Source organism: Shigella dysenteriae, assembly GCF_022354085.1.
Taxonomy (GTDB): Bacteria; Pseudomonadota; Gammaproteobacteria; order Enterobacterales; family Enterobacteriaceae; genus Escherichia; species Escherichia coli.
On the sequence record NZ_CP055055.1, the window covers coordinates 2,925,805 to 2,951,645 of the forward strand.

Consider the following 25,841-nt stretch of genomic DNA (forward strand, 5'->3'; position numbering starts at 1 on the left):
ACTATCTTCTTTTTTTTGTGTAAAGAACTGAATATATTAAGGCAAGATTACGTTTAAAACCTTGCATATAGCTACCATGATAGAAACATTTTAAAAGGTCAGAAATTGAAGAGTTCTCTTTAAGGCCCTCAATTACAAGCCTGATAGATTTTTTTTGCTCAAGATTTAAATCTTTATCATAGACATGTAAAAGAAGCTTATTTTGCGCACAAACTTTTTTTCTAAAAGATACTACACGCGAAATCCCTTGCCCATTTAATCCTAATCGAATAAAACGCATCATACCTGATGATTTTGCACCTAATACATTGCCCTGATGTTGTCGATAAAGAATCGTTTGAGTATTATCAAAATGGATTCGACCAAAAAGTTTTGCAGTCACGGCTAACCACCAGTCATGCATAGCTATCATTTTTACATGCTGCTCTCCAATTCGCGAAAGAACAAATTCCGCAAGTGAAGCATTAACAGCACATGAACAACCAACAACAAAATTTTGTATGAAAAGATTATTTTTTCTCATTGAATCATACGCTGACATTTTCTGATGCTGCAAAAATGAATTTTGTATAACATTAAGTTTTTCATCAACAACAGTTAGATCGCAATGATACAAGGTAGGTTGTAAAGGATCAATAGCCGAAAAATAATCCACAGCACGCTGTAATTTATTCGGAAGCCAATAATCATCTTGGTCACAAAACATATAAATATCGGCTGAAGCATTTCTTAATAAATTAATAAACGAAGCAGCACAACCAAGATTTTCTGAATTACCCACGTTAATAAATCTGTTATCTTTCATTACGTATTGGTTTATTATATTTACAGTTCTATCAGATGATCCGTCATCACGGATATACACTACAAAATCCTGATAACTTTGAAGCAGCAATGAATCCAGTTGTTCCTCTAAATATTTTTCGCCATTATACGTAGACAACAAAATAGCAACATTCATTTTATAATCCTTGACCAACTATTGATACAGCCCTTAGTGTTATAAACAACATTAAGCCTGAAAGGATAACTATAATGACTGCAATAAAATAACGCATATTATTATTTTTTATATGCGAAAGGATTAATACTAAAGCCATCGGATAAAATATTCGCAGCAACTCTGCAGTTCGATAAGCAATGACCGGGACTCCACTAGCCAGAAAGAAAATACAAAAGGCTAATATTCCTGAACATTGCACATACTTAATAAACTTCGCCTCATTATCATTTAATTTTATATATCGACTAAGATAAAAGATTAAAATAAATATTGATAAAAATATTATATTATTCAGGTTGAATATTGCCAAATCATTTCTATTGTCTAATGATGATGAAATACTATATACATAATTTACTATTTTTTCATTTGGCAAATATAGTGCAATTGTATCTGCATACACGTTTAAAAAGCTCATACATATTACAAAACCTATAATTACTATTAATAACCTCCTATAACTGTATATAAATAATGACACAAATAAAAGCAAGGCGCTGTAATGAAACAAAATAGCCAACACCATCCATGGCAGTGCACGTTTAATACAATTTTTATAAAAGTAATAATAAACCGACACATAGCACATAGTGACTGCAATTGCTATGCGCAATTGAGTCATTTCATGCAAAAACACATAAAATGATACATATACATACAAGAATAAATATATATAACTATCTTTAATTATTTTTCTTGCATATTTTATTTTCCAACTTAAACATAGGGCACAAACTAACATTGCAAAAAATATATAGGGGAAATTTAAATAATGAAACAACCGTGTTAAATATAAAAAGGCAGGCTCAATATTATTGATTTCTCCGTATGTTCCATCGTATATTTCTGTATATGGCAGAAAATCAGCAGGAAAGTAGTCAGATTTGAGTAAAACTAAGTAGCTCAAAATGAAACATAATAGAAAACATAATATATAACCGTTATCTTTATATTTAATACGCATACAATTACCTGACCAGCGATATGCTTACATAATTTTATATATGTAAAAAATTCAGCACAGTTGAGCAATAAGTTCTTTCTGTGCCTTGTAGGTTCTCTTCTGATAAGAAGTCAAAATTTGTAAATTATGTGCAGCCATTTTTTCAAGATCCAACAAACTTATACTTCTGTTGGCCATTTCCTCTGCAGTAATGTATTGATATCCCATCGAATAAAAATCACCTATAAGTGGGGAGAGCACAACTGGAACGACACCACACTCTAAATATTCAACCAATTTTGTAGGACACGCAACTCTGTTTACTATTATATCATCGCGCAATACAAAACCAATATGACATTCTTTTAGAAAGGGAATTACTTCATCACGTGATAGCGTAGATGCATTTGCATTGATATTATGTAATTTTAACGAATATTTATCTATAAACCCTTCCAAGTTACTCTGTGGGATGAAAAAGTTGAATTCATACTTACCTGCTTCATTGTTTATCACTGTGTCATCACAAATTTGAATCATTTTATCAATATTTTGCCATGTTTGTAATCCTCCAAGATAGATACTTCGTATTTTATTTTCTGTCCATTTGTTTTGTGATTGGGTTATATTTTTATATTCAAAAATCGGGAGCACTATTGACCTTTCAGCCAAGTTTACTCCATATTTTGCTTCATAGTGTTTTTGCATTTCTGTACTGACGTGTATTAATTTTTTGCATCCAAGGACACCTTTTTTTTCCACCATGTTATATACTTTACTAAGTAATTTTTTATTATCTGCCAAAAGTTCTTCCGGTACAACACCATGTATATCAAGAATTGTCTTTTTTAGATCAATGAGCGTTATAACCTTTAATAAATTATAAACAGAATGAACATATATAGTTGTTGATTTTTGCATGTACTGTTTTATGATGTTTCTGTGAATAATTGCATTTAGATTTTCAACTATAACATTATTAAAGGAACTACTTGAGCGAACTAGATGCTTTTTGAATGAAATATTCAAATACACTCGCTTGCGATCTCGAATGAGAGAGTCTATCGCATCTATTCGTTGCATAGCTCCCTCGCGCATATTCATTTCGTTTGGATAATCAGCAATAATTAATAACATATTTTTAGCTTAAATTAAATTAGCTCTTGGGCGAGCACGTCAAGAATTTTTTGAGCAGCTGTTCCATCGCCATATGGATTATGTAACAGAGACATAGCATTGTAGATATCAGCATTGTTTAGTAGCTCAGTTACTTTATTTACTATTTTTATCTTAGAAGTCCCCACTAATACAACAGTACCAGCCTCAACCGCCTCAGGGCGTTCAGTAGTATCACGCATAACCAAAACCGGTTTACCTAACGAAGGCGCTTCTTCTTGTATCCCCCCTGAATCAGTCAATATTAAATATGACTCATTCATTAAATAAACAAAAGGCAAATAATCCAAGGGCTCAATAAGGTAAATATTACATATATTATCTAAGATACGATGTACTGGTTCCATTACATTGGGATTAAGATGCACCGGATAAATAAAATCGACATTAGGATAAATGAAAGCTAATTCCTTTATTGCAAAGCATATATCTTCAAAACCTTTCCCGAAATTTTCTCTTCGATGACCTGTTATAAGTACTACTCGTCGGCCTTTATCAAGAAAATTAAATTTATTATGTAAAGCGTTCTTTATATTAGGGTCATTATCTATGATATCTTTTGCAATAAATAAAGAGTCGATGACGGTATTACCCGTTACAAATATATTATTTACTTTGACCCCCTCCCTCAGGAGATTATCTTTTGATCTCTCTGTTGGGGCGAAATGAATACATGCTAATGCCCCTGTAACTTTACGATTGCCCTCTTCAGGCCAAGGAGAGTAAATATCCCCTGTTCTTAATCCTGCTTCCACATGACAAACTTTTATTTGGTGGTAATACCCAGCTAAAGTAGCAGCAAGGGTAGTCGTTGTATCCCCATGCACAAGTATAATATCTGGCTTTTCTATAATTAAAACTTCACTTAACCGTGAGAGTATATTTGTTGCTACAGATACTAATGTTTGCCCAGGCTGCATAATCCGTAAATTATAATCAGGTTTAACATCAAAAACTTGCATAACTTGATCAAGCATCTCTTTATGTTGGCCTGTTACACATATTTTATATTCGAATCTACAATCTTTTTTTAATAATTCAATGATAGAGGCCATCTTTATTGCTTCAGGCCTAGTACCGAATACTAATAATAACTTCTTCATAACTATTCCTTAAATTATTTTTTTATATCGCTTAAGTAACAATATTGATAAGAACATTTCACCCAATAATATTGCACATGCCACTCCAGTGGCGTTACAAAACTGCAATAATAGAGTAATCAAAAGTAATGTTATAACCGCTGATACGAACACCATCCTACTATATATTTTACTTCTTCCTGATGCACTCAATATCTGAATGCCGAATACATTATTAAGAACACCAAAAAAGATCCATGCACTTAATATTTGACCTACAGAAATTGTTTCTTTTGGAAAATTAAGATAGTCGATTGCAACAGGTAAGGTAATTGCAACGATAACAGCAGCTATAAATGCTAAAATTATAATTGGTATACCAGTTTTTTTTGCAGCCTCTATGCCGTCAAATACGGATAGTGAAAACTTACGACAATTATAAGGATATATAGCTTGCGTCAGTGGTGTAAATAGCGACAATACGGCCTTGACTATCTTTTCAGCGGCGGCATATACACCAACAATAACAGGATTAGTAAAAATCCCTAATAGAAAAATGCCACTATTATTGAGAATAACAGAATAAAGTGATGCAAGAAAAAAATCCTTACCTTCTTTTAAAATTACCTTAAATAATTTTTTTTCCGGAAAAATAATATTGATATATTTCAATATAAATATATTTAATCCAATCGCAGAAATTACTAATGGAAGTGACTGTACTAAAAGTGCTTTTTGTAAATCCTCGCTATTCCTCACATAGATAAATACAAGTAAACACGCGGCGCATCTTGATATAACATTAGAAAGGGCTATGATTTTTAATTTTTCGATACCTTGGAAAAACCATTGTGGTTGGAAAGTATTTCCTATTACAAGAAGATACCCATATAATATTCCTTGTTTTAATTCAGCTTGCACAGGCAAAAGATTTAAAAATAGCATGAGCAATAAGAATAAGAAAGCGCATATCACCAACTTGATAGTCATAGTTGACAGATAAATTTTTGATATATATTCTTTGTCCTCTCTATTCTGTGAGATCGCACGACTTGCACTAAAAGAAAAACCATAATCCGTTATAATCTGCAAATATGCAACGATTGATAGTATTAAGGCATAATTACCAAACTGTGCAACCCCCAGTGTTTTTAACAGATAACTCAGTATAAATAATGGTGCAACATATAAAGCTATCTGAGTAATCATCATATAGCCAGCATTGTGGATTACGTTCCTTATTTCACTTTTGCTCACTATTTTATTCAATTTTGCAACCCTTCCAAGATTTATCGTGATCTTAACTATACATTTCAATCTTTGTTAATGGAGGATGCTTATTATCTTTAGCTGATAGCAGCACTTGTGAATCGACTGGCCATGAAATATTGATGCTTGGATCATCCCATTTTATTCCTCTATCACTCTGAGGATGATAATAATTTGTCGTCTTATACAAAAACTCCGCCGTCTCACTCAGCACCAAAAACCCATGAGCAAATCCTTCAGGTATCCACAACTGTCGCATATTCTCAGCAGATAAATTCACACCAACCCATTTACCAAACGTAGGGGATGACTTACGAATATCCACAGCAACATCAAAAACCTCGCCAACAACACAGCGAACTAATTTTCCTTGCGCATAAGGTTCTAACTGATAATGCAGCCCGCGTAAAACGCCTTTATTAGACTTCGAATGGTTATCCTGAACAAATTCAACCTTACGCCCTACAGCTTCTTCGAAAACTTTCTGATTAAAGCTTTCCATAAAGAATCCACGCTCATCGCCAAAAACTTTCGGTTCGAAAATTAATACATCAGGAATTTCAGTTTTAATTACTTTCATTTTATTAATAACCTTCAATCATTTTTAGTAGGTACTGACCATAAGCATTTTTTTTCAGAGGTTGTGCTAACACTTTTACTTGCTCAGCATCAATAAACCCTTTACGGTAAGCAATTTCTTCCGGGCAGGAAACTTTCAACCCCTGACGTTCTTCAATTGTAGCAATGAAGTTGCTTGCCTCAATCAGGCTTTGATGTGTCCCCGTGTCCAGCCACGCATAACCACGCCCCATCATGGCAACGGATAAACGCCCCTGTTCCATATAAATACGGTTAATATCGGTAATTTCCAGTTCACCACGGGGAGAAGGCTTAAGGTTTTTCGCCATTTCGACAACGTCGTTATCATAGAAATAAAGCCCGGTTACCGCATAATTACTTTTTGGTTGTAGCGGTTTTTCTTCCAGGCTTATTGCCGTACCGTTTTTATCAAACTCAACGACACCGTAGCGTTCAGGATCATTAACGTGATAGGCAAATACCGTTGCACCACTTTCTTTGTCAACAGCGGTATCCATTAACTTCGGCAGATCGTGGCCGTAGAAGATATTATCACCAAGAACCAAAGCACAATCATCACCACCGATAAACTCTTCACCGATAATAAACGCCTGCGCAAGCCCATCTGGAGTCGGTTGCACTTTGTACTGAAGATTTAGCCCCCACTGGCTACCGTCACCCAGCAGTTGTTGAAAACGAGGAGTATCCTGTGGCGTACTAATAATCAGAATATCGCGAATACCCGCCAACATCAGTGTAGAGAGCGGGTAATAGATCATCGGCTTATCATAAATAGGTAATAGCTGTTTACTGACAGCCATAGTCACAGGATAAAGACGTGTACCAGAACCACCCGCTAAAATAATACCTTTACGCGTTTTCATTTCATCATTCCTTTTAATTCATCTTGCTCCATCATCACGAACAAGATGCAAAAACTATTAAATTGCTGTAGTCGTAAATAATTCGTTGAGCATTCGTTTCACGCCAACCTGCCAGTCAGGCAAAACAAGCGCAAAGTTCTGCTGAAATTTTTCTGTATTAAGGCGAGAGTTATGTGGACGACGAGCTGGTGTAGGATAGGCTGTTGCTGGTACTGCGTTGAGCTTGTTGAGTGCAAGGGGAATACCTGCTTTGCGCGCCTCTTCAAAAACCAGCGCAGCATAATCGTGCCAGGTTGTGGTACCACTGGCTACCAGATGGTACATGCCTGCGACTTTTGGTTTATTCAGTGCCACACGAATAGCATGTGCCGTACAATCTGCCAACAGCTCAGCACCTGTTGGCGCACCAAATTGATCATTAATCACAGCCAGTTCTTCGCGCTCTTTTGCCAGATGCAACATCGTTTTGGCGAAGTTATTTCCTTTACCTGCGTATACCCAGCTGGTACGGAAAATAAGATGCTTCACGCAATGTTCCTGTAACGCTTTTTCTCCGGCTAACTTGGTTTCACCGTAAACATTTAGCGGTGCGGTTGCATCCGTCTCCAGCCATGGTATTTCACCGGTTCCCGGAAATACGTAGTCAGTTGAGTAATGAATTACCCAGGCCCCAACTTCATTAGCCGCTTTGGCAATTGATTCAACGCTGGTCGCATTGAGTAATTGTGCAAATTCGGGTTCTGACTCAGCCTTATCTACTGCGGTATGAGCCGCAGCATTAACAATTACATCAGGGCGAATTTTTTTGACGGTTTCAGCCACACCTTCAGGATTACTAAAATCACCACAATAATCAGTGGAGTGAACATCAAGAGCAATCAAATTACCCAAAGGTGCGAGAGCACGCTGTAGTTCCCAACCTACCTGCCCTGTTTTGCCGAAAAGGAGAATATTCATTACTGGCGGCCCTCATAGTTCTGTTCAATCCACGATTGATAAGCACCACTTTTCACATTCTCGACCCATTTTGCATTAGCCAGGTACCATTCCACTGTTTTACGAATCCCGCTCTCAAACGTTTCCTGCGGTTTCCAGCCCAATTCGCGGCTAATCTTCTCTGCATCAATCGCATAACGGCGATCGTGTCCCGGGCGATCGGCAACATAAGTAATTTGCTCACGGTAAGATTTCTCTTTCGGGACAATCTCATCCAACAAATCACAAATAGTGAGCACTACATCGATGTTTTTCTTTTCGTTGTGTCCACCAATGTTATAAGTTTCACCCGCTTTACCTTCGGTTACGACGGTATATAACGCACGCGCATGATCTTCAACATACAGCCAGTCGCGAATTTGATCCCCTTTACCATAAATAGGTAATCCTTTACCTTCCAGAGCATTGAGAATAACCAAGGGAATCAATTTTTCCGGGAAATGATACGGACCGTAGTTATTCGAACAGTTAGTCACAATAGTCGGTAAACCATAGGTACGTTTCCAAGCACGGACTAAATGATCGCTGGATGCTTTTGATGCGGAATAAGGACTGCTTGGCGCGTAAGCTGTCGTCTCAGTAAAGAGGGGTAATTCTTCTGTATTATTTACTTCGTCAGGATGAGGCAGATCGCCATAGACTTCGTCAGTAGAAATATGATGAAAACGGAAGCTATTTTTCTTGTCGCCATCAAGAGCAGACCAGTAATTGCGAGCCGCTTCCAAAAGGACATAAGTACCAACAATATTGGTTTCAATAAATGCCGCAGGGCCTGTAATTGAACGATCCACATGGCTTTCAGCAGCCAGGTGCATCACTGCATCCGGCTGATGCTGAGCAAAAATCCGCGCCATTGCAACAGAATCGCAAATATCCGCATGTTCAAAAACATAGCGTTCAGAATCAGAAACATCAGCAAGTGACTCCAGGTTTCCGGCGTACGTTAATTTATCGACATTAACAACACTATCCTGCGTATTATTTATAATGTGACGAACTACAGCAGAACCAATAAATCCTGCGCCACCAGTAACAAGTATCTTCACTTTTTTATTCCATATTACTTCAGAGCATGCTGTGAAATTAGCGGCTCTTAGTTTGATTAATAGAGGTATTAATGCACGCTACCGCCCCTGGCTTTACAGCTACCAGAGCACTGCATGCATGCCTACGATGTAGCGAGCGTTACCCACTCGCGCTTAACCCGAAAAATTCAAACGCTAATTGTCTTACCAATCCGCCCTGGAAACAAGGAAAATCCTGGAAAACTTTGACTAAAATCCTATTGCTAACTCGTTGTTATTCTGATTGTTTATATAAAACAACGGCAGGAATATTCGCAACAAATTACTTTCGCCACGAATCTTCACTGCCGTTATAATTTTCTTATCAACCGTTACATTCGGTCAGATTTTCATTATTCGCTTAACAGCTTCTCAATGCCTTTACGGAACTTCGCCCCTTCTTTGAGGTTGCGCAGCCCATACTTCACGAACGCCTGCATATAGCCCATTTTTTTACCGCAGTCGTAGCTGTCACCTGTCATCAGCATGGCATCAACGGACTGTTTTTTCGCCAGTTCAGCGATGGCATCAGTCAGCTGAATACGCCCCCATGCACCTGGCTGAGTGTGTTCAAGTTCCGGCCAAATATCGGCAGAAAGCACATAGCGACCAACGGCCATGATGTCTGAGTCCAGCGTTTGCGGCTGATCCGGTTTTTCGATAAATTCGACGATGCGGCTGACTTTACCTTCGCGGTCCAGCGGCTCTTTGGTCTGAATGACGGAGTATTCAGAGAGATCGCCTGGCATACGTTTTGCCAGCACCTGGCTGCGGCCCGTTTCGTTGAAGCGCGCAATCATGGCAGCAAGGTTGTAGCGCAGCGGGTCGGCACTCGCGTCGTCGATCACAACGTCTGGCAGCACCACGACAAATGGGTTGTCACCAATGGCGGGGCGTGCACACAAAATGGAGTGGCCCAAACCTAAAGGTTCACCCTGACGCACGTTCATAATTGTCACGCCCGGCGGGCAAATGGACTGTACTTCCGCCAGCAGTTGACGCTTCACGCGCAGTTCAAGGAGAGATTCTAATTCATAAGAGGTGTCGAAGTGGTTTTCGACCGCGTTCTTGGACGCGTGAGTTACCAGGAGGATTTCTTTGATCCCTGCAGCCACAATCTCGTCAACAATGTACTGAATCATTGGCTTGTCGACGATCGGTAGCATCTCTTTGGGAATCGCCTTAGTGGCAGGCAACATATGCATCCCAAGACCCGCTACAGGAATAACTGCTTTTAAATTCGTCATTATTTCATCCACCTGTAAAATGGTTGCTGAATTATAGCTTGTTCGATTTTTTTCGCCAGCATCAATTACCCTGAATTGATTACTGAATTACTTGTGATGTTACGCCGCTTCGTTGTGGATTGCAGTAGCATTGTTCCTAAGTATGGCTCCATTTTTCCAGGAATGGTCGCAAATCTACTCCCTCCGTTCCGGCAATCTAAAGTTAATCTTTTCCACATTAACAATATGGTGATTAATCCTGTCGATATCGACGGAGCTTTGCCCTCTTTCATTCACCGCATGAACATTTGCAAGAGACAGCAGTGTTTCTTTTTTCGCCATAAAGACGCCGCGAACGTCTTTGCGCATATCGAAGTTCATGCTCAATGCGGGTCCAACAGAGGATTCCTGCATCACTTTGATATTTCGCATAAAAAGATGTTGCGGTTTATTGTGAAGCTCCAGCGAGGCACGCTTCATCTCAATGTTAGTCAGCGCCACAAAGGAGACGGCATTCCCAGCGGAGATTTGGATGCCGCGCAATTTATAAGCAAGATGGGTGTTATCCAGTTGAATATTATTCACTTGGAAATTTTGCGGTATCGAGAGATATTTGCCTTTAATTACCCCATAGCCGATTAACATCCCGGCGCTATTAATCATTTCAATATTATCAATCACGAAATTGTCACAACCGTAAATAGCAACTGTCGCGTTATCAATGCCTGCTTTCTTACTGAAATCCGGCGTGATATTGCGGGCTTTGATATTACGAATAACAAAATGTTTACCATTTTCAACATGGATCAACTGCCGACAATCCGATCCCGTGATATTCGCCACGACAAAGTTTTTCACTGCCTGGTCTTCCGGGTAATTATTATCGTAAGTGCTTCCCGCAAAGCCTATACCGATGCCCCAGTTGATTTTGCCGTTGGTACAGTTGATGCGCTCGATGACATGGTCGGAGATCAAAATATCACTGTCGTTAATCGCCACGTTCCATTCAATAGCGTCCCCCTGTAAGTCGCTGAACTTACAATTGGTGATGTTGGCACCGATAATCTGGTTATGAAATCCCTGGCGTAAGATGGCGTAATTAGCGTGGCTGACAGTGAGGTTATCGATGGTCAGGTTGCGCATGACCCGTTTGTTTTTGCCGCCGATATAAATCTGCGTTACCGGACCAAAGCCGCTCATCGCCAGCCCTTTGATGGTGCAGTCAGAACCACGCACATCCAGGGTGATGTTATGCATACTGCCGCCCTCCTCCCCTGTCACCTGGCTGCCGTCCTGTAAGACAAACCGCCCTCTGCCGCTGCCGCGCAGGCTTCCAAGAATGTGTAACGTTTTGCCAGGAGGAATGAAGATGCCGGTGTTGATATTGTCGCAAACGAATCCAGCAGGCACGACGACCGTTTGCCCTTCGCTGAAGGCTTGTTTAAATGAGGCGATCCAGTCGTGAGGGTTGTAGTCGTTAATGTTAACGCTTTGTCGGGCGGGAAGTGCGCGAGCGAAAGGGGTATGGAGGAAGGCAAGCGCCGAGCTTGCCGTCAGGAAGGTGCGTCGGGAGAGTTTTTTAAATGGCATACGTTCTCCTCTATAAAGCTTGCAGCAAGCTGGCGAGTTCTCGATTAATCACCTGCTGGTTAAAATCGTGTTCGACTTTTTCGCGAGCACGTTTGACGACCGGAGCCAATTCGTCGGTGTCCAGTTGGCTAAACGCCGCCAGTCGTTGCGCCAGTGCGCGAGCATCGTTCTCAGGCACCAGCCAGCCGGATTTATCGGCCTCGACCAGTTCCGGTATTCCGCTATGCAGAGTAGAAACAACCGGAATGCCGACCGCCATCGCCTCCATCAGCGCCACCGGAATGCCTTCCATATCGCCATCCGCGCCCGTTACCGATGGCAACAGGAAAACATCCGCGTCATCGAGCATCTCCTTCACTTCGTGGCTCGGTTTAAAGCCCGGCATCTCCACCACATCTTCCAGTTGATATTGTTCGATGAGCGTGCGCAGGCGTCGTTCCCACGGGCCAATGCCGAGGATGCGATAGCGAAATGCCACGCCCTGCTCTTTCAACTGACGGCAGGCTTCGATCGCCACATGCAGGCCTTTTTTCTCGGTTAAGCGGGCGACGGAAATGATTTCCAGCGGTGTTGCGGGTGCTTTCACCGGACGCGGGCTAAAGCGCGTCATGTCCACGCCCATACGCGATACGGCGATTTTTTCCCTCGGACAGCCCATTTTTTGCAGCCTTCCGGCCCACAGATCGCTTATTGGTAACATCAGGTCGCCACGGCGAAACAGTTGTTGATATTCGGGAGTGTAATGGTTGAGCACTTCCCGACTGGAAATATCAATGCCGTGGAAAATAGTGGCAATTTTGCCGCGAATGACACCCAGTTCGCGTAGTTTTGCTGCGGTTACCCCCGCAGGGCCAAAATGAGCGATAAAGACATCGGCATGAAACGGTATTGCGACCTGACCACAAATGGCAGACAAAATCAGGTTTCGCGACTCGGCACCATAGCGTTTGAGGTTAAGTGCCTGCCAGGTATTTTTACGATGAATGCCGCGTAAGGTCTGGCTGGCACGGTGGCGCAGTTTCGCCACTTTGCCCGTAGGTTCGTCCTGTAACCAGCGGGTTCTGGCGGCAAGGTTGTATTTCGTCCATGCCGCGTGGGTGTTCTGGGTGTCGCCTTTTTGCAGCGCAACAATCTCCACCTCAAAGCCCATATCAATAAACGCGGTAATTTGATTGAGGACGAAGGTTTCCGACGACAGCGGAAATTTCAGTAAAAAGAAGCCGACCTTCATTTCGCCTCCCCGATGCGTTCAAGCACAGATTTCACCATCTGCATTCCCGTCTGACGTTCGCGACTGACGGCTTCGTTAAGTCGCGTGTTCAGTGCCGGAAGCTGGCCTAAGGTATCCGCAACCATCACTTGCAGGCTGCCGTATAATAAATGACGGATATCAATCGCCATCTCCGGTAGTCCCAGCTGCTGCATAATCCCAGCGGATTTATGTTCATAGTTGATGGCAATCGCCGGGGTGGCAAAGTTCATTGAGATAATGGCGGAGTGCAGGCGCGTACCGACGGTGAGTTCACAGGCCCCCAGAATTTTGCCCATTTCCAGATCGTTGAGTTCATCCATCACTACGTGGTAACGGGCAGGATCGCTGATGTGCTGGCGCAGGTTGAGCGCCACCATGCGGTCGTCTTTGTTATAGCTGTCGATACCCGTACAGGTGGAGAGCGCAATCACCTGATAGCCTTCGTCGAGAATGCGATTGACCACCCCGGCAAAGGCTTTTTCATACGCTTGTTGAGTGGTGCCGAGACGTTTGTCGAACGGTGCCAGTTCGCGCAGGGTAATTGCCACCGTTTTCTGTTGTGCGGCAACGTCCAGCCAGTGTTGGACGGCATAGCTGGCGGTGAAATCTTCGGTGTGGTGATCGACCAGCCACGCGGTATCGACGCCATGTTCAACTTTTGCAGTGGTGATATTGCTGCGTTTCATTAGATCGAGGCTGACCGATTCGCGCAGGATCAGCGCGTCACAGTGACCGAAAACGTAGTTCGCCAGTTGGTTAAATTGCTCATCATGGAACGGGCCGACGCTGTGACCAATCATAAACAGCGGCTTTTTCGCCATAAATGTGCAAAGCGCATGTTCAAACTGCGGCACGCCGTAGAGATCGACAAAAAACGATCCGCCGACCTGGATAATGGCGTCGTAACCTGACAGCAGGTGCACGAAGTCGGTGAATCCCTGGGCGATGGCGATATTACGCAGCTTGCCAGTGTCGGTGACGCGTGAGAGCAGTACCTGGTGTTGATAGCGGCGACGGAGGACTTTTTTAACGCGCCCGACAACGCCCGCCGCGCTGTTGTGTTGTTTCATTTGCAGGAACAGCGGATCGCCCATTACCGGGCGGTTGAGCAGCCAGGAAGAACTGACCGGATAGCGGCTCATCACGTCCACTTCTGCGTGTGGATTGAGGATGTTGATGGCATCAAGTAAGCCGCGCAAGATGGCGCTGTCGCCACGATTGCCGCAAGTGTGGTTGCCCAAAATAAGTAATTTCATTTTTTCCTCATAAATTTGATGCCAGGTGAGGCTGTGTTTGTTGTGTTCATTGCCGTTTTTTGCCTGATGCGACGCTGACGCGTCTTATCAGGCCTACAAGATCCGAGCCCAAAACCGTAGGCCGGATAAGGCGTTTACGCCGCATCCGGCATTCAGTGCCTGATGCGACGCTGACGCGTCTTATCAGGCCTACAAGATCCGAGCCCAAAACCGTAGGCCGGATAAGGCGTTCACGCCGCATCCGGCATTCAGTGCCTGATGCGACGCTGACGCGTCTTATCAGGCCTACAGGTCCCGAGCACAGAACCGTAGGATGGATAAGGCGTTTTACGCTGCACCCGGCAACCGTTGTCGGAACCGAAAACAACAACTCACCCCGCCCGTAAAAGCATTTTCATTTTTTCGCTGCGACAAAACTGACGCTTCACTTCCACCACCAGCGGATGGCGCGACAGCACAATCATCACTACAAACGCCAGCACGCCCGCGGCTATTTGCACCGCCAGCAGCATCCCCAGCGCCAGTTGCCCTTTCAGCACAATGCCCAACGCATAACTGACCACCAGCGTCGGCAGCGAGAGATAAAACGGCAGCCACAAACTCAGGATGTACTGGCGATAACTGGAACCGAGCACCGGTTTAATCATCACGAAATAGCTCAGAATGGTGTTGATAATCTGCACCAGCAGGAAGCCAAGCGTGACGCCGATTGCGCCCGCCATCTGCCCACCAATAACAATCGCCGGAATAAACAGAAAGGTTTTGAATACGTTGAATTTAAAGCTGATATCGACCCGCGCTTTCGCCATCAGCAGCGAACCAATTGGGTTACCCACCGAACGCAGCAGACCCACCACACACAGCAATTGCAGCACCGGAATAATGCTGTTCCACTTCTCACCAAAGACCAGCGGTACAAAATTATTCGACACCACCATCAGCCCCAGCAGCGCCGGAAAGTTGATAATCCCCACTACCGACAACAGCTTGTAGAAGTTAACGCGCAGCTTTTCGGTATCGTCCTGAATTTTGGCGAATGCCGGAAACAACACGCGGGTGATGATTGGGTTCAGCTTCATCGGTGGCACAACGGCCACGTTGTACGCCAGGTTGTATCCCCCAGCCACGCCCGCGCCGAGAATACGCGCCAGCACCAGCGTTGAAAGGTTGGTATTGAGATAGTTGATGATGCTGTCCGCCGTCAGCCAGGCACCAAAACGTAAGTTTGGTGCCACCGACGCCAGCGAGAAATGCAGACCGGGGCGATAAATTTTGCGGCCAAAGTAGCCAAACAGCAGCGTTCTTACCGCACTATTGACCAGATAACCGAGGATCGCGGTCATCGCCAGCGGCCAGAAATGGGCGCTAACCACCGTAAAAGTGAAACCCGCCAGCACCGCGCTGGTTTCGATCATGCCGATTTTGTTGAACTCCAGCTCTTTTTGCATCAACGCGCGGAACTGCTGCCCGTGGGGGATCACCACAAACGCCAGCGACAATGTTTTAATCAACGGTGCCAGGTCCGGGTTATTCAGCACGTCACCAATGGCATCACTCAACAAAAACACCGCCACGCACACCACAAGCCCCAGCCCGACGTTCAGCCAGTACAGCGTGGTGAGTTCAAGGTGGCTGATTTCTTTTCGCTGAATAATCGAGTTAGCGATACCGAAGTCAGAAAGCGTATCTGCCAGCGCGATAATCACCAGCGACACAGTCAGCAGGCCGAACTGGTGGTTGTCGATAATCCGCGCCAGCACGGTCATCTGCACCAGCCCGAGGCCGATGATGATCACCGTGGCAATCGCCGACCACTTCGCGCCGCTGATGGTTTTTTCACGTAAGCTCATATCAATATGCCGCTTTGTTAACGAAACCTTTGAACACCGTCAGGAAAACGATTTTGATATCGAACCAGACGCTCCATTCGCGGATGTACTCAAGGTCGAACTCGACGCGTTTTTCCATTTTCTCCAGTGTGTCGGTTTCGCCGCGCCAGCCGTTAATCTGCGCCCAGCCGGTAATGCCCGGTTTCACCTTATGGCGCAGCATGTAGCCTTCAATGAGCTGTCGATACTGTTCGTTATGCGCTACTGCGTGCGGACGTGGCCCGACAATCGACATCCCGCCGGTCAGCACATTGATAAACTGCGGCAATTCATCCAGCGAGGTGCGGCGCAGAAAGTTCCCCACTTTGGTGACGCGCGGATCGTTCTGCGTCGCCTGGGTCACCACTTTGTCATTCTCCATCACTTTCATGGAACGAAACTTCCACACTTTGATCGGCTTGCCATCCATGCCATAGCGAGTCTGGCGGAAAATAACCGGCCCTGGTGAACTGAGTTTCACCGCCAGCGCAATACAGCACAGCACCGGGGAGATCAGCAGCAGAATAAGCGTCGCCAGCACAATGTCTTCCGCACGTTTGAGCAGGCGGTTAACCCCGGAAAGCGGCGTGTCGTAAAGCGGCACCACCGGAACGCCGTTCATCTCTTCGAGACGTGAATGGAGAATGTTGAAGGTAAAGACATCGGGGATCAGCAGCACCGAACAGGTGGTGTCCGCCAGTTGATGGACCAGTTTTTTCACTCGCGCGCCGTCGCACATTTGCATCGCGATATAGACGTTATGAATCTTGCCCGCTTTCGCATCCTCGACCAGCTGTTGCAGATTGCCCGCCCAGTCGTTAGAAACGCCGCCCGGTTTCGGGTCGTGGTAAACCCCCACCACTTCAAACCCTAACCACGGCTGATTACGGAAGCTCTCCATCAGCATTTGCCCGGCGGCTAAATCCCCCGCCACCGCGACCATGCGCTTGTTATAGCCATGATTTCGCAACCAGCCCGCTCCAATGCGAATACATGAACGGCAAACCACCAGTCCGATGCTGGTCAGCCCATACCACGCCAGCCAGATTTTCAGTTGCGTGTCGAAATCATTGTTGAACGCCACCAGTCCGGCGCTGAAAATCACGCTTAAGGTCCAGTTTTGTAGCAACAGGGCAAATTCTGTCGCTGCCCGAACACCGCGCCATGAGCGATAAAAATCGGTGATGCCGCCCAGCATCTGGAACACCACCAGCGTAATCAGCGCCACCAACAGGTGCATGTAGAGGAATGACAGTCCGCTGACTTCGCAAACCAGCCATAGTCCGGCAAACATGATGGTGATATCTGAAAAGCGTTGCACCATAGAGATTAACGATGCATTGGTTTTCGCTCGCTCGCGCTTTTTTAGATTTGTCATCGTTGTTCCTGTTATTAGCCCCTTACCCGCAGTGGGGTAAGGGAAGATCCGACATTACTCGTTCAGCAACGTCAGCAGAGTTCGCGTTCGCGCTTCCATCAGCGGCACATCACCGCGCGATTCCACATTCAACCGCACCACCGGTTCGGTGTTGGAGGAGCGCAGGTTAAAGCGCCAGTCGGCAAAGGTCATGCTGATGCCATCGGTGCGATCCACCGCCAGCGCCTCACGGCTAAAATGCTGTTCCACGCGGTTAATCGCCTCAACGGGGTGCGCCAGTTTGCTGTTGATCTCACCGCTTGCCGGAAACGCTGTCATCCGGTCGCGCACCAGTTCACCCAGCGTTTTTCCTTTCAGGCACACCAGTTCGGCGACCAGCAGCCACGGGATCATGCCGCTGTCGCAGTAAGCGAAATCACGGAAGTAATGGTGGGCGCTCATTTCGCCACCGTAGATGGCGTCCTCCTTGCGCATACGTTCTTTAATAAAGGCGTGTCCGGTTTTCGACATCACCGGCGTGCCGCCCGCGGCAGTCACCACATCAACGGTGTTCCAGGAGAGACGTGGATCGTGGATGATCTTCGCGCCGGGATTTTTTTCGAGGAACGCTTCTGCCAGCAGGCCGACAATGTAGTAGCCCTCGATAAACTGCCCTTTTTCGTCAAACAGGAAACAGCGGTCAAAATCGCCATCAAAGGCAATGCCCATATCCGCGCCGTGTTTGATGACCGCATTGCGGGTGTCGTCGCGGCATTCCGGCAGTAGCGGGTTAGGAATACCGTTGGGGAAATTGCCGTCCGGCGTGTTGTGTACTTTGATTAATTCCACGGGCGCGCCGAGGGCTTTAAAGCGGGCTTCGATGGCATCCACCACCGGACCCGCCGCGCCGTTCCCGGAGTTAATCACCAGCTTGAGCGGCGTGAGGTTTTTGACATTGATATAACCGAACAGGTGATCAACGTAAGCGTCACGCAGGTTGATTTGCTGATAGCGACCGCGTTTGGTTTCATCGACGGGAGGGAAGTCGTTGGCTTCAGCCAGACGCTGGACGTCGCGCAGTCCGGTATCACCGCTGATCGGGCGAGCCCCTTCGCGCACCAGTTTCATGCCGTTGTAATCCATCGGGTTATGGCTGGCGGTAACTTCAATGCCGCCATCCACACCGAGATGGAACGTGGCGAAATAGATCTCTTCGGTGCCGGACATGCCAATATCCAGCACATCGACGCCCGCATCCTGTAAACCTTTCGCCAGCGCCAGTTTTAAGGTTTCGCTGGTGAGGCGGACATCACCGCCTAACACAATGGTTTTCGGTTTGAGAAATTCGCCATAAGCGCGACCAATGCGCCAGGCAATATCTTCATTCAGTTCTTCGCCTAATTTCCCGCGAATATCATAGGCTTTAAAGCAGGTTAATTTTTTCATGTCGTTACCCTTTTTCAGGCAATAGTTGGCCCTGACCGAAACGGCCAATTTTGTTTTTGTCGTTATTTACACCGCGGTTTCGCATTCATTGCCTGATGCGACGCTGCCGCGTCTTATCAGGCCTACAAAACCGAACCGTAGGTCGGATAAGGCGTTCACGCCGCATCCGACAGCCAGCGCCTGATGCGACGCTGCCGCGTCTTATCAGGCCTACAAATCCGAACCGTAGGTCGGATAAGGCGTTCACGCCGCATCCGACAAACAGCGCCTGATGTGACGTTTACACCCGTCCGTAGCGATCCGCGAAGCGCACCACATCATCCTCTTCGAGATAAGAGCCGGAGCGCACTTCAATTAAATCGAGCGGAATTTTCCCCGGGTTTTCCAGGCAGTGCGTCGCCCCCAGCGGAATATAAATGGACTCGTTTTCACCAAGCAGTTTGATATCACCGTCAATGGTGACTTTTGCCGTTCCCGCGACCACTACCCAGTGTTCCGCGCGGTGATGGTGCATCTGTACCGACAACCCTTCGCCCGGTTTCACGGTGATGCGTTTCACCTGGTAGCGGTCGCCCGCGTCGATAGAGTCATATTTGCCCCACGGACGATACACTTCGCGATGTACCCGATGCTCATGGCGACCATCGGCTTTGATCTGCTCGACCACTTTTTTCACATCCTGCACCGCGTTACGATCGGCAATCAGCACCGCATCTTTGGTCTGCACCACCACCAGATCTTTCACCCCGACGGTGGTGACCAGGCCAGATTCGGCGTACACATAGCTGTTTTCAGTTTTGTGATTAATCACATCGCCGTGGCAAACGTTGCCCTCGGCGGTGTGGGCGCTGATCTCCCATAATGAAGACCAGGAACCGACATCGCTCCAGCCCGCATCCATCGGCACCACAACGGCATCTGCCGTACGTTCCATGACCGCGTAATCCACCGACTCTTCCGGGCAGGCGAGAAACGCTTCTTCATCCACGCGAATAAAATCGAGATCCGGATCGACGGCGCTCATCGCTTTTTCACAGGCGTCAAGAATATCCGGGCGATATTTTTTCAGTTCTTCGAGATAGCGTCCGGCGCGGAACAGGAACATACCGCTGTTCCAGTAATAATCGCCGCTTGCCACATAGGCCTGGGCGGTTTCCAGATTCGGTTTTTCGACAAACTGCGCCACTTCAAAGGCCACCGTATCCTGCTCACCCGCCGACACTTCACCGCGACGAATATAGCCATAACCGATTTCAGGTAGATCCGGCACAATGCCGAAGGTCACCAGCTTGCCCGCTTCGGCATACGGCATGGCATTACGCACGGCGGTGCGAAAAGCGTCTTCGTCGGCAATCACATGATCCGCCGCCAATACCAGCATTAACGGGTCGATCTCCGGGCTATGACGTGTTGCCGCCAGCGCCGCCAGTGCAATGGCAGGTGCAGTGTTACGCCCTGCCGGTTCGAGAATAATGTTCTCGGTGAGTTTGTTCAGTTGACGCAGCTGTTCCGCGACAATAAAGCGGTGCTGCTCATTGCAAATCACCACCGGGCTTTCGCACTCCATGCCGTTCAGGCGGCAGATGGTGGTTTGCAGCATGGTGAGATCGCCTTTCAGGCATAAAAACTGCTTGGGGTAAAGTACGCGGGAAAGCGGCCATAAGCGGCTACCGGAGCCACCTGCCATCACAACTGGATAGAGTTTCGACTGCGCCATAATTATCCCCGAATATCATTTATAAATTGACGTAACACGTTCTCTTTATCGAGCGTGCGTTCGGCATATTCACGTGCCACCGTGTTGTGTTTGGGCAGCAGGAGCGCCTGACGAATCCCCGCCACCAGCGCCTCGACCGATTCCGGTTCTACGCAAACCGCAATGCCCGGAAAGGTTTCGCAAAGCTGCCCCAGTTCTGTGTGGGCCTCTGCGGTAATCACCGCGTTACCGCCTACTGCCAGAATATTGGTCAGTTTCGACGGCAATACGGCATCTGCCGCGCCGCGTTTTTGCACCACCAGATGGCAATCGCCCATCTTCAGCAGTGCGGGCAAAGTGTCATACGATTGCAGCGGAAAAAATTGCATGTTGCGCAGACCACGCTGTTGCGCCATTTTTTCCAGCCGCGCTTTGCCGCCGCCCTGCCCGACAATGGCAAAAATCAGCGGTTCATCGCGCATGCGATCGGCAGCTTCAATAACGTTTTCCAGCCCCTGCTTTTCACCAATATTGCCGGAGTAAAGAATGATTTTTTTGTTATCCGGCAGGCCAAGCTGGTTACGAAGGGCATCAACATCGGCGTCTGCAACATGCTGAAAACGGGCAATCTCCGACCAGTTGGGGAAGAAGATGACGTTTTCCGCCGCCACGCCTTTTTCGATGGCTTTATTCATCATCGAACGCGAAATCGTGGAGACGTTATCGACGTTATGCAGTCCGCTACGTTCGAACGCCGTCGCCAGCTGTGCCACTTTGCCGCCTTTGCCTTTTCCGGCAAGGCCCAGCCCCAGCATGGCGTCCACTTCGTAATCCTGAATATGCAGCACGGTACGCGCACCAGAGAGTTTCGCCAGCAGGCGCATTCCCGGCGTACAAAACAGCGTTGGCACTACGCCGATAATGCGATCCGGCTTCCAGCAACGTTGCGCCATCAACGGGAAAAAACTGCTGACGGCAAAACTGCCGAGATGCAACAGGCGTTTCAGGGTGCTCGGCTGTTTTGGCACGTACAGCGGGCAGCGCCACACCGTAGCGGCCCCCTCTTCTCGTTTGTACCGCCAGGCGGAATAGTTCTCGCCCACTTGCCACTGCGGGTAGTAAGGCGGTGCGGTAATAACCCGCACCTCATGACCTTGCGCCGCCAGCCATTCCACCATCTCGCCGGTGTATTTGCCGATGCCGGTTAACTCCGGCGAGTAGTTAATGCCGTAGACCAGTATTTTCATAATCCGGGTACTCCGGCACGCTTCTCAGCGAGAAAATAGGCGCGGCTGTTAGCGTGAACATTGTCACTGGCGAGCAGTGCGTCCGGCGTCAGCCAGCGGTAATCGTCATGCTGCTCATCCGGCAGTAACAGTTCTTCTTCCGCTACTCTGAAGCGAAAACCGAGCACCACATAGTGAGTGGTGAAATCCGTGCCGGAGAAGTTATCGTCATAAAAGTGCTGCCAGACACCGTAAAACTGGCCTGCTGTTATCGGCAGACGCAGCCCCAGTTCCGCCATCGTCAGCCGCTCAAATGCGGCTTCCAGCGTTTCGTCTTTCTGCACGCGCCCTCCCGGCACAAACCAGTAACCCTGCGCCGGGCGGTTGGTTCTTTTGCCAAGCAGAAACTCGCCGCGACTGTTCTCGACAATAAAGTCGAGAGAGACAAGCGGAGTGGAGCGCACTACCGTGGCAAAGTCTTCCTGACGTAAAAACATCATTACCCCCGAAAGCGGTCTTGATTCTCAAGGAACCACTGGTAAGTGCTGGCAAGCCCCGCTTCCAGTGAGATTTCGTGATACCAGCCAAGCTGATGCAGGCGCGTCACATCCAGCAGTTTGCGCGGCGTGCCATCCGGTTTGCTGGCATCAAAAACCACCCGGCCTTTGTAACCCACCACTTTGGCGATGGTTTGCGCCAGCTCGCGGATAGTGCAGTCAACGCCCGTGCCGACGTTAATGTGCGACAGCATCGGCTGGGTGTTCTCCAGCCAGACTTCGTGCGCCAGCTCCATGACATGAATGCTCGCCGCCGCCATATCATCGACGTGCAGGAATTCACGCATCGGTGTACCGCTGCCCCACACCACCACGTCCGGTGCATTCTGTGCCGTCGCCTCGTGGAAGCGACGCAGCAATGCAGGGATCACATGCGAATTACTCGGGTGGAAGTTGTCATGCGGGCCATACAGGTTGGTCGGCATGACCGAGCGGTAATCGCGTCCATACTGGCGGTTGTAAGATTCGCACAGTTTGATCCCGGCGATTTTGGCAATGGCGTAAGGCTCGTTGGTCGGCTCCAGCGTGCCCTGCAATAACTCGCTTTCTGCCATCGGCTGTTTTGCCAGTTTCGGGTAGATACAGGACGATCCGAGAAACAGCAGTTTGTTCACGTCGTTCTGATGCGCGGCGTGAATGATGTTGCTCTCAATCATCATGTTCTGATAGATGAAATCCGCCGGATACGTGTTGTTGGCAACAATGCCGCCCACTTTCGCGGCCGCCAGATAGACCTGGTCAATACGTTCGCTGGCAAAGAAATCATGCACGGCGCGGCTGTCCAGCAGGTTCAGCTCGTCGCGGGTGCGTAATACCAGTTCCACATCACCGCGCTGTTCGAGCTGCCGCCTGATGGCGGAACCGACCATCCCGCGATGACCAGCGATAAAAATGCGTTGTTTACTCATGCTTATGACTCCAGCGCGATCGCCACGTCGTAGCCGTGAGATTTCAGCAGAGAGTGTTTTTTCGCCGCTTCGAGGTCATTAGCCACCATTTCAGATACCATCTCTCTGAGGGTGATTTCTGGTTTCCAGCCCAGTTTTTCGTGCGCTTTGGTCGGGTCACCGAGCAGCGTTTCAACTTCAGCCGGACGGAAGTAACGCGGATCAACGGCGATAATCACATCACCCGGTTTCACGCCCGGCGCGTCATGCCCGGTGACGGAAACCACAATGCCCTTCTCTTCAACACCCGTGCCTTCAAAGCGCAGTTTGATGCCCAGCTGTGCTGCCGCCATTTCCACGAACTGACGTACGGAGTACTGAACGCCGGTCGCGATAACGAAATCTTCCGGCTGTTCCTGTTGCAGCATCATCCACTGCATTTTTACGTAGTCTTTGGCATGGCCCCAGTCACGCAGGGAATCCATATTGCCGAGGTACAGACACGACTCCAGCCCCTGGGCGATGTTGGCGATTGCGCGGGTGATTTTTCGGGTAACGAAGGTTTCGCCGCGGCGCGGGGATTCATGGTTGAAGAGAATACCGTTACAAGCGTACATGCCATAGGATTCGCGGTAGTTAACGGTGATCCAGTAGGCGTACAGTTTGGCGACCGCATACGGAGATCGCGGGTAGAACGGCGTGGTTTCTTTCTGCGGAATTTCCTGCACCAGACCATACAGTTCAGAGGTGGAAGCCTGATAGAAACGGGTTTTCTTTTCCAGACCGAGGAAGCGGATCGCCTCGAGCAGGCGCAGCGTACCCATCGCGTCGACGTCAGCGGTATATTCCGGTGACTCAAAAGAAACCGCAACGTGGCTCATTGCGCCCAGGTTGTACACTTCATCCGGCTGCACTTCACGCAAAATGCGCGTCAGGTTGGAGGTATCACTCAGGTCGCCATAATGCAGATGGAATTTCGGGTTGCAGGTGTGCGGATCCTGATAAATGTGATCCACGCGCTCGGTGTTGAATGACGATGCACGACGCTTAATACCATGCACCTCGTAACCTTTTTCCAGCAGAAACTCTGCCAGGTAAGAACCGTCTTGTCCGGTTACACCGGTGATGAGAGCGACTTTTGACATGTCTTATTCCTCTGTATTTTTTGAATTTATTCAGTTTCAACGCGTTCGCGTATCACCACTGCGGGATTCCCCCGGCAAACCACATTTGCCGGAAGCGATTTAAAAACACTGCTTCGCGCACCCACGACGGTGCCGTCGCCAATCGTGACGCCTGGGGCAACAAAAACATCGGTTGCCAGCCAGCATTTCTCGCCAATCACAATAGGCGTGGCGTTAATGGTGAAATGTTGACTTGCATGGTCGTGGCTCCCGGTGCATAAATAACTTTTTTGCGATATCACCGAATGTGCGCCAATGGTTATTTCACCGAGGGTATATAAATTGACGTCATCGCCGACCCACGCGTAATCACCTAAGGTTAATTTCCACGGATAGGTAATTTTTACTGACGGACGAATAACTACGTTTTTTCCTATTTTTGCGCCGAATAAACGTAATAAAAATGCCCGCCAGCGATACAATACTTGTGGCGACCAGGCAAATAATGTTGCCTGTACTGCCCACCACAATTGCACTTTAATAGCGTTGCCACCCCGGAACCCTTTCGGCACCGAGAATCCACTTAAATCCTGCATCGTTTTCCCTTATATTCAGCTTTTGTTATATAAGGCTTTCGTCTTTGAGGTAGTACGTTGGCGTAAATGCCAGGATAATTCAGCCCAAAAGCCAGGCACATGTAATATTTGCCGTTGGACTTTTTTGGCGTCAGCACACAATTCCATATTATTGGTGGTTGATACCCCACCCATAGAAAATTCAGACACCAGACCATTGAGTTTTTTAAATGCATAACCGGCTTTATACATTTTGGCTGCCAGCGCGTAATCAGAAGAAACTTTATATTCCAGGTCATAACGCCATTTTTTCAAACCGGATACCGGGAAAAATATCGCCTGATGACTGGCGGGCAGGCTGTGATAAATATACCAACCCGGTTTAGCACTACGCTTAATTTTATGCCCGTCGCCAAAATCCAGCAGCGCATCGCCGGTGATCATCACGTTATCTTTTTGCATTTTTAACTTACGGACAAAATTTGCGGCATCCTGATGAAAAATATCGCCCGAGTTAAGAAACAACGCGAACTTGCCTTGTGCCATCGCAATGCCTTTGTTCATGGCGTCGTAGATACCGTTATCTGGCTCGCTGACAAAGCGTAGGTTATAGATACCATTGAGATTTTCCAGGTACTCACGGGTGCCGTCATTGGAACCGCCATCGACAACAATCCATTCGAAGCTGATATCGTCCGCCTGCGCCAGATGCGCCAGCGAGGCATGTGTTTTGACTATCCCTTCGAGGTTACGAAACGCGACAGTGATTATGCTAAGCAACATGT

General features: G+C 47.3%; 23 protein-coding genes. All 23 read right to left on the reverse strand.

Going from position 1 to position 25,841, the window contains the following annotated elements; translation table 11 throughout:
• Position 1: 1 nt before the first annotated feature.
• Entirely contained in the window at positions 2–961 is a 960-nt protein-coding gene (locus tag HUZ68_RS14165; RefSeq protein WP_042054575.1) for a glycosyltransferase family 2 protein, read from the reverse strand.
• Position 962: 1 nt separating this feature from the next.
• On the reverse strand, positions 963–1,967 hold the full coding sequence (wzy, locus tag HUZ68_RS14170; RefSeq protein ID WP_042054573.1) for an O1 family O-antigen polymerase: 1,005 nt from the start codon (positions 1,965–1,967) through the stop codon (positions 963–965).
• Positions 1,968–2,018: 51 nt separating this feature from the next.
• Positions 2,019–3,083, reverse strand: a complete 1,065-nt coding sequence (locus HUZ68_RS14175; RefSeq protein ID WP_042054571.1) for a glycosyltransferase family protein — start codon at positions 3,081–3,083, stop codon at positions 2,019–2,021.
• Between the two features lie 14 nt (positions 3,084–3,097).
• Positions 3,098–4,225 (reverse strand): non-hydrolyzing UDP-N-acetylglucosamine 2-epimerase, encoded by a 1,128-nt coding sequence (gene wecB / locus HUZ68_RS14180; RefSeq protein WP_042054570.1) that lies wholly within the window; start codon positions 4,223–4,225, stop codon positions 3,098–3,100.
• Between the two features lie 9 nt (positions 4,226–4,234).
• The gene (gene wzx / locus HUZ68_RS14185; protein ID WP_198586500.1) at positions 4,235–5,461 is read right to left on the reverse strand and encodes an O1 family O-antigen flippase; all 1,227 of its coding nucleotides are present in this window, start codon (positions 5,459–5,461) and stop codon (positions 4,235–4,237) included.
• Positions 5,462–5,504: 43 nt separating this feature from the next.
• Positions 5,505–6,053 (reverse strand): dTDP-4-dehydrorhamnose 3,5-epimerase, encoded by a 549-nt coding sequence (gene rfbC, locus HUZ68_RS14190; protein WP_042054567.1) that lies wholly within the window; start codon positions 6,051–6,053, stop codon positions 5,505–5,507.
• Between the two features lie 4 nt (positions 6,054–6,057).
• Positions 6,058–6,936: a glucose-1-phosphate thymidylyltransferase RfbA gene (rfbA, locus tag HUZ68_RS14195; RefSeq protein ID WP_042054565.1), complete on the reverse strand. Its 879-nt coding sequence runs from the start codon at positions 6,934–6,936 to the stop codon at positions 6,058–6,060.
• A 57-nt stretch (positions 6,937–6,993) separates the two neighbouring features.
• The gene (rfbD, locus tag HUZ68_RS14200; RefSeq protein ID WP_001710471.1) at positions 6,994–7,893 is read right to left on the reverse strand and encodes a dTDP-4-dehydrorhamnose reductase; all 900 of its coding nucleotides are present in this window, start codon (positions 7,891–7,893) and stop codon (positions 6,994–6,996) included.
• Positions 7,893–8,978, reverse strand: coding sequence for a dTDP-glucose 4,6-dehydratase (gene rfbB, locus HUZ68_RS14205; protein WP_001710472.1), 1,086 nt, complete (start codon positions 8,976–8,978; stop codon positions 7,893–7,895). The genes rfbD and rfbB overlap by 1 nt, the downstream gene beginning before the upstream one ends.
• 371 nt (positions 8,979–9,349) lie before the next feature.
• Entirely contained in the window at positions 9,350–10,243 is an 894-nt protein-coding gene (gene galF / locus HUZ68_RS14210) for a UTP--glucose-1-phosphate uridylyltransferase GalF (RefSeq protein ID WP_060634346.1), read from the reverse strand.
• A 174-nt stretch (positions 10,244–10,417) separates the two neighbouring features.
• Positions 10,418–11,812 carry a colanic acid biosynthesis protein WcaM gene (gene wcaM, locus HUZ68_RS14215; RefSeq protein WP_170880803.1) on the reverse strand — a complete coding sequence of 465 codons (1,395 nt, stop codon included), beginning with the start codon at positions 11,810–11,812 and terminating at the stop codon, positions 10,418–10,420.
• 10 nt (positions 11,813–11,822) lie between these two features.
• Positions 11,823–13,043, reverse strand: coding sequence for a colanic acid biosynthesis glycosyltransferase WcaL (wcaL, locus tag HUZ68_RS14220; RefSeq protein WP_239593906.1), 1,221 nt, complete (start codon positions 13,041–13,043; stop codon positions 11,823–11,825).
• Complete coding sequence (gene wcaK / locus HUZ68_RS14225; protein WP_239593907.1) at positions 13,040–14,320, reverse strand: colanic acid biosynthesis pyruvyl transferase WcaK; 1,281 nt, start codon at positions 14,318–14,320, stop codon at positions 13,040–13,042. Before wcaK ends, wcaL begins: the two co-directional genes overlap by 4 nt.
• A gap of 371 nt (positions 14,321–14,691) precedes the next feature.
• Positions 14,692–16,170: a colanic acid undecaprenyl disphosphate flippase WzxC gene (wzxC, locus tag HUZ68_RS14230; RefSeq protein WP_000058463.1), complete on the reverse strand. Its 1,479-nt coding sequence runs from the start codon at positions 16,168–16,170 to the stop codon at positions 14,692–14,694.
• 1 nt (position 16,171) lies between these two features.
• Complete coding sequence (gene wcaJ / locus HUZ68_RS14235) at positions 16,172–17,566, reverse strand: undecaprenyl-phosphate glucose phosphotransferase (protein WP_000183130.1); 1,395 nt, start codon at positions 17,564–17,566, stop codon at positions 16,172–16,174.
• Between the two features lie 54 nt (positions 17,567–17,620).
• The gene (gene cpsG, locus HUZ68_RS14240) at positions 17,621–18,991 is read right to left on the reverse strand and encodes a colanic acid biosynthesis phosphomannomutase CpsG (protein ID WP_001514313.1); all 1,371 of its coding nucleotides are present in this window, start codon (positions 18,989–18,991) and stop codon (positions 17,621–17,623) included.
• A gap of 280 nt (positions 18,992–19,271) precedes the next feature.
• Positions 19,272–20,708: a mannose-1-phosphate guanyltransferase gene (cpsB, locus tag HUZ68_RS14245; protein WP_239593908.1), complete on the reverse strand. Its 1,437-nt coding sequence runs from the start codon at positions 20,706–20,708 to the stop codon at positions 19,272–19,274.
• 2 nt (positions 20,709–20,710) lie between these two features.
• Entirely contained in the window at positions 20,711–21,934 is a 1,224-nt protein-coding gene (wcaI, locus tag HUZ68_RS14250; RefSeq protein ID WP_137461689.1) for a colanic acid biosynthesis fucosyltransferase WcaI, read from the reverse strand.
• On the reverse strand, positions 21,931–22,410 hold the full coding sequence (gmm, locus tag HUZ68_RS14255; RefSeq protein ID WP_000479836.1) for a GDP-mannose mannosyl hydrolase: 480 nt from the start codon (positions 22,408–22,410) through the stop codon (positions 21,931–21,933). Before gmm ends, wcaI begins: the two co-directional genes overlap by 4 nt.
• Positions 22,411–22,412: 2 nt before the next feature.
• Positions 22,413–23,378 carry a GDP-L-fucose synthase gene (gene fcl / locus HUZ68_RS14260; RefSeq protein ID WP_000043606.1) on the reverse strand — a complete coding sequence of 322 codons (966 nt, stop codon included), beginning with the start codon at positions 23,376–23,378 and terminating at the stop codon, positions 22,413–22,415.
• Positions 23,379–23,380: 2 nt separating this feature from the next.
• Positions 23,381–24,502, reverse strand: a complete 1,122-nt coding sequence (gmd, locus tag HUZ68_RS14265) for a GDP-mannose 4,6-dehydratase (protein WP_000048190.1) — start codon at positions 24,500–24,502, stop codon at positions 23,381–23,383.
• Between the two features lie 26 nt (positions 24,503–24,528).
• Complete coding sequence (wcaF, locus tag HUZ68_RS14270) at positions 24,529–25,077, reverse strand: colanic acid biosynthesis acetyltransferase WcaF (protein ID WP_001153573.1); 549 nt, start codon at positions 25,075–25,077, stop codon at positions 24,529–24,531.
• 15 nt (positions 25,078–25,092) lie between these two features.
• Positions 25,093–25,839, reverse strand: coding sequence for a colanic acid biosynthesis glycosyltransferase WcaE (gene wcaE, locus HUZ68_RS14275; protein WP_000927041.1), 747 nt, complete (start codon positions 25,837–25,839; stop codon positions 25,093–25,095).
• Between the last annotated feature and the right edge of the window lie 2 nt (positions 25,840–25,841).

Bases quoted from the DNA above. Each gene is read 5' to 3' on its own strand.
- HUZ68_RS14165 (WP_042054575.1), bottom strand. From the start codon at position 961: ATGAATGTTGCTATTTTGTTGTCTACGTATAATGGCGAAAAATATTTA.
- wzy (WP_042054573.1), bottom strand. From the start codon at position 1,967: ATGCGTATTAAATATAAAGATAACGGTTATATATTATGTTTTCTATTA.
- HUZ68_RS14175 (WP_042054571.1), bottom strand. From the start codon at position 3,083: ATGTTATTAATTATTGCTGATTATCCAAACGAAATGAATATGCGCGAG.
- wecB (WP_042054570.1), bottom strand. From the start codon at position 4,225: ATGAAGAAGTTATTATTAGTATTCGGTACTAGGCCTGAAGCAATAAAG.
- rfbC (WP_042054567.1), bottom strand. From the start codon at position 6,053: ATGAAAGTAATTAAAACTGAAATTCCTGATGTATTAATTTTCGAACCG.
- rfbA (WP_042054565.1), bottom strand. From the start codon at position 6,936: ATGAAAACGCGTAAAGGTATTATTTTAGCGGGTGGTTCTGGTACACGT.
- rfbD (WP_001710471.1), bottom strand. From the start codon at position 7,893: ATGAATATTCTCCTTTTCGGCAAAACAGGGCAGGTAGGTTGGGAACTA.
- galF (WP_060634346.1), bottom strand. From the start codon at position 10,243: ATGACGAATTTAAAAGCAGTTATTCCTGTAGCGGGTCTTGGGATGCAT.
- wcaM (WP_170880803.1), bottom strand. From the start codon at position 11,812: ATGCCATTTAAAAAACTCTCCCGACGCACCTTCCTGACGGCAAGCTCG.
- wcaL (WP_239593906.1), bottom strand. From the start codon at position 13,043: ATGAAGGTCGGCTTCTTTTTACTGAAATTTCCGCTGTCGTCGGAAACC.
- wcaK (WP_239593907.1), bottom strand. From the start codon at position 14,320: ATGAAATTACTTATTTTGGGCAACCACACTTGCGGCAATCGTGGCGAC.
- wzxC (WP_000058463.1), bottom strand. From the start codon at position 16,170: ATGAGCTTACGTGAAAAAACCATCAGCGGCGCGAAGTGGTCGGCGATT.
- wcaJ (WP_000183130.1), bottom strand. From the start codon at position 17,566: ATGACAAATCTAAAAAAGCGCGAGCGAGCGAAAACCAATGCATCGTTA.
- cpsG (WP_001514313.1), bottom strand. From the start codon at position 18,991: ATGAAAAAATTAACCTGCTTTAAAGCCTATGATATTCGCGGGAAATTA.
- cpsB (WP_239593908.1), bottom strand. From the start codon at position 20,708: ATGGCGCAGTCGAAACTCTATCCAGTTGTGATGGCAGGTGGCTCCGGT.
- wcaI (WP_137461689.1), bottom strand. From the start codon at position 21,934: ATGAAAATACTGGTCTACGGCATTAACTACTCGCCGGAGTTAACCGGC.
- gmm (WP_000479836.1), bottom strand. From the start codon at position 22,410: ATGTTTTTACGTCAGGAAGACTTTGCCACGGTAGTGCGCTCCACTCCG.
- fcl (WP_000043606.1), bottom strand. From the start codon at position 23,378: ATGAGTAAACAACGCATTTTTATCGCTGGTCATCGCGGGATGGTCGGT.
- gmd (WP_000048190.1), bottom strand. From the start codon at position 24,502: ATGTCAAAAGTCGCTCTCATCACCGGTGTAACCGGACAAGACGGTTCT.
- wcaF (WP_001153573.1), bottom strand. From the start codon at position 25,077: ATGCAGGATTTAAGTGGATTCTCGGTGCCGAAAGGGTTCCGGGGTGGC.
- wcaE (WP_000927041.1), bottom strand. From the start codon at position 25,839: ATGTTGCTTAGCATAATCACTGTCGCGTTTCGTAACCTCGAAGGGATA.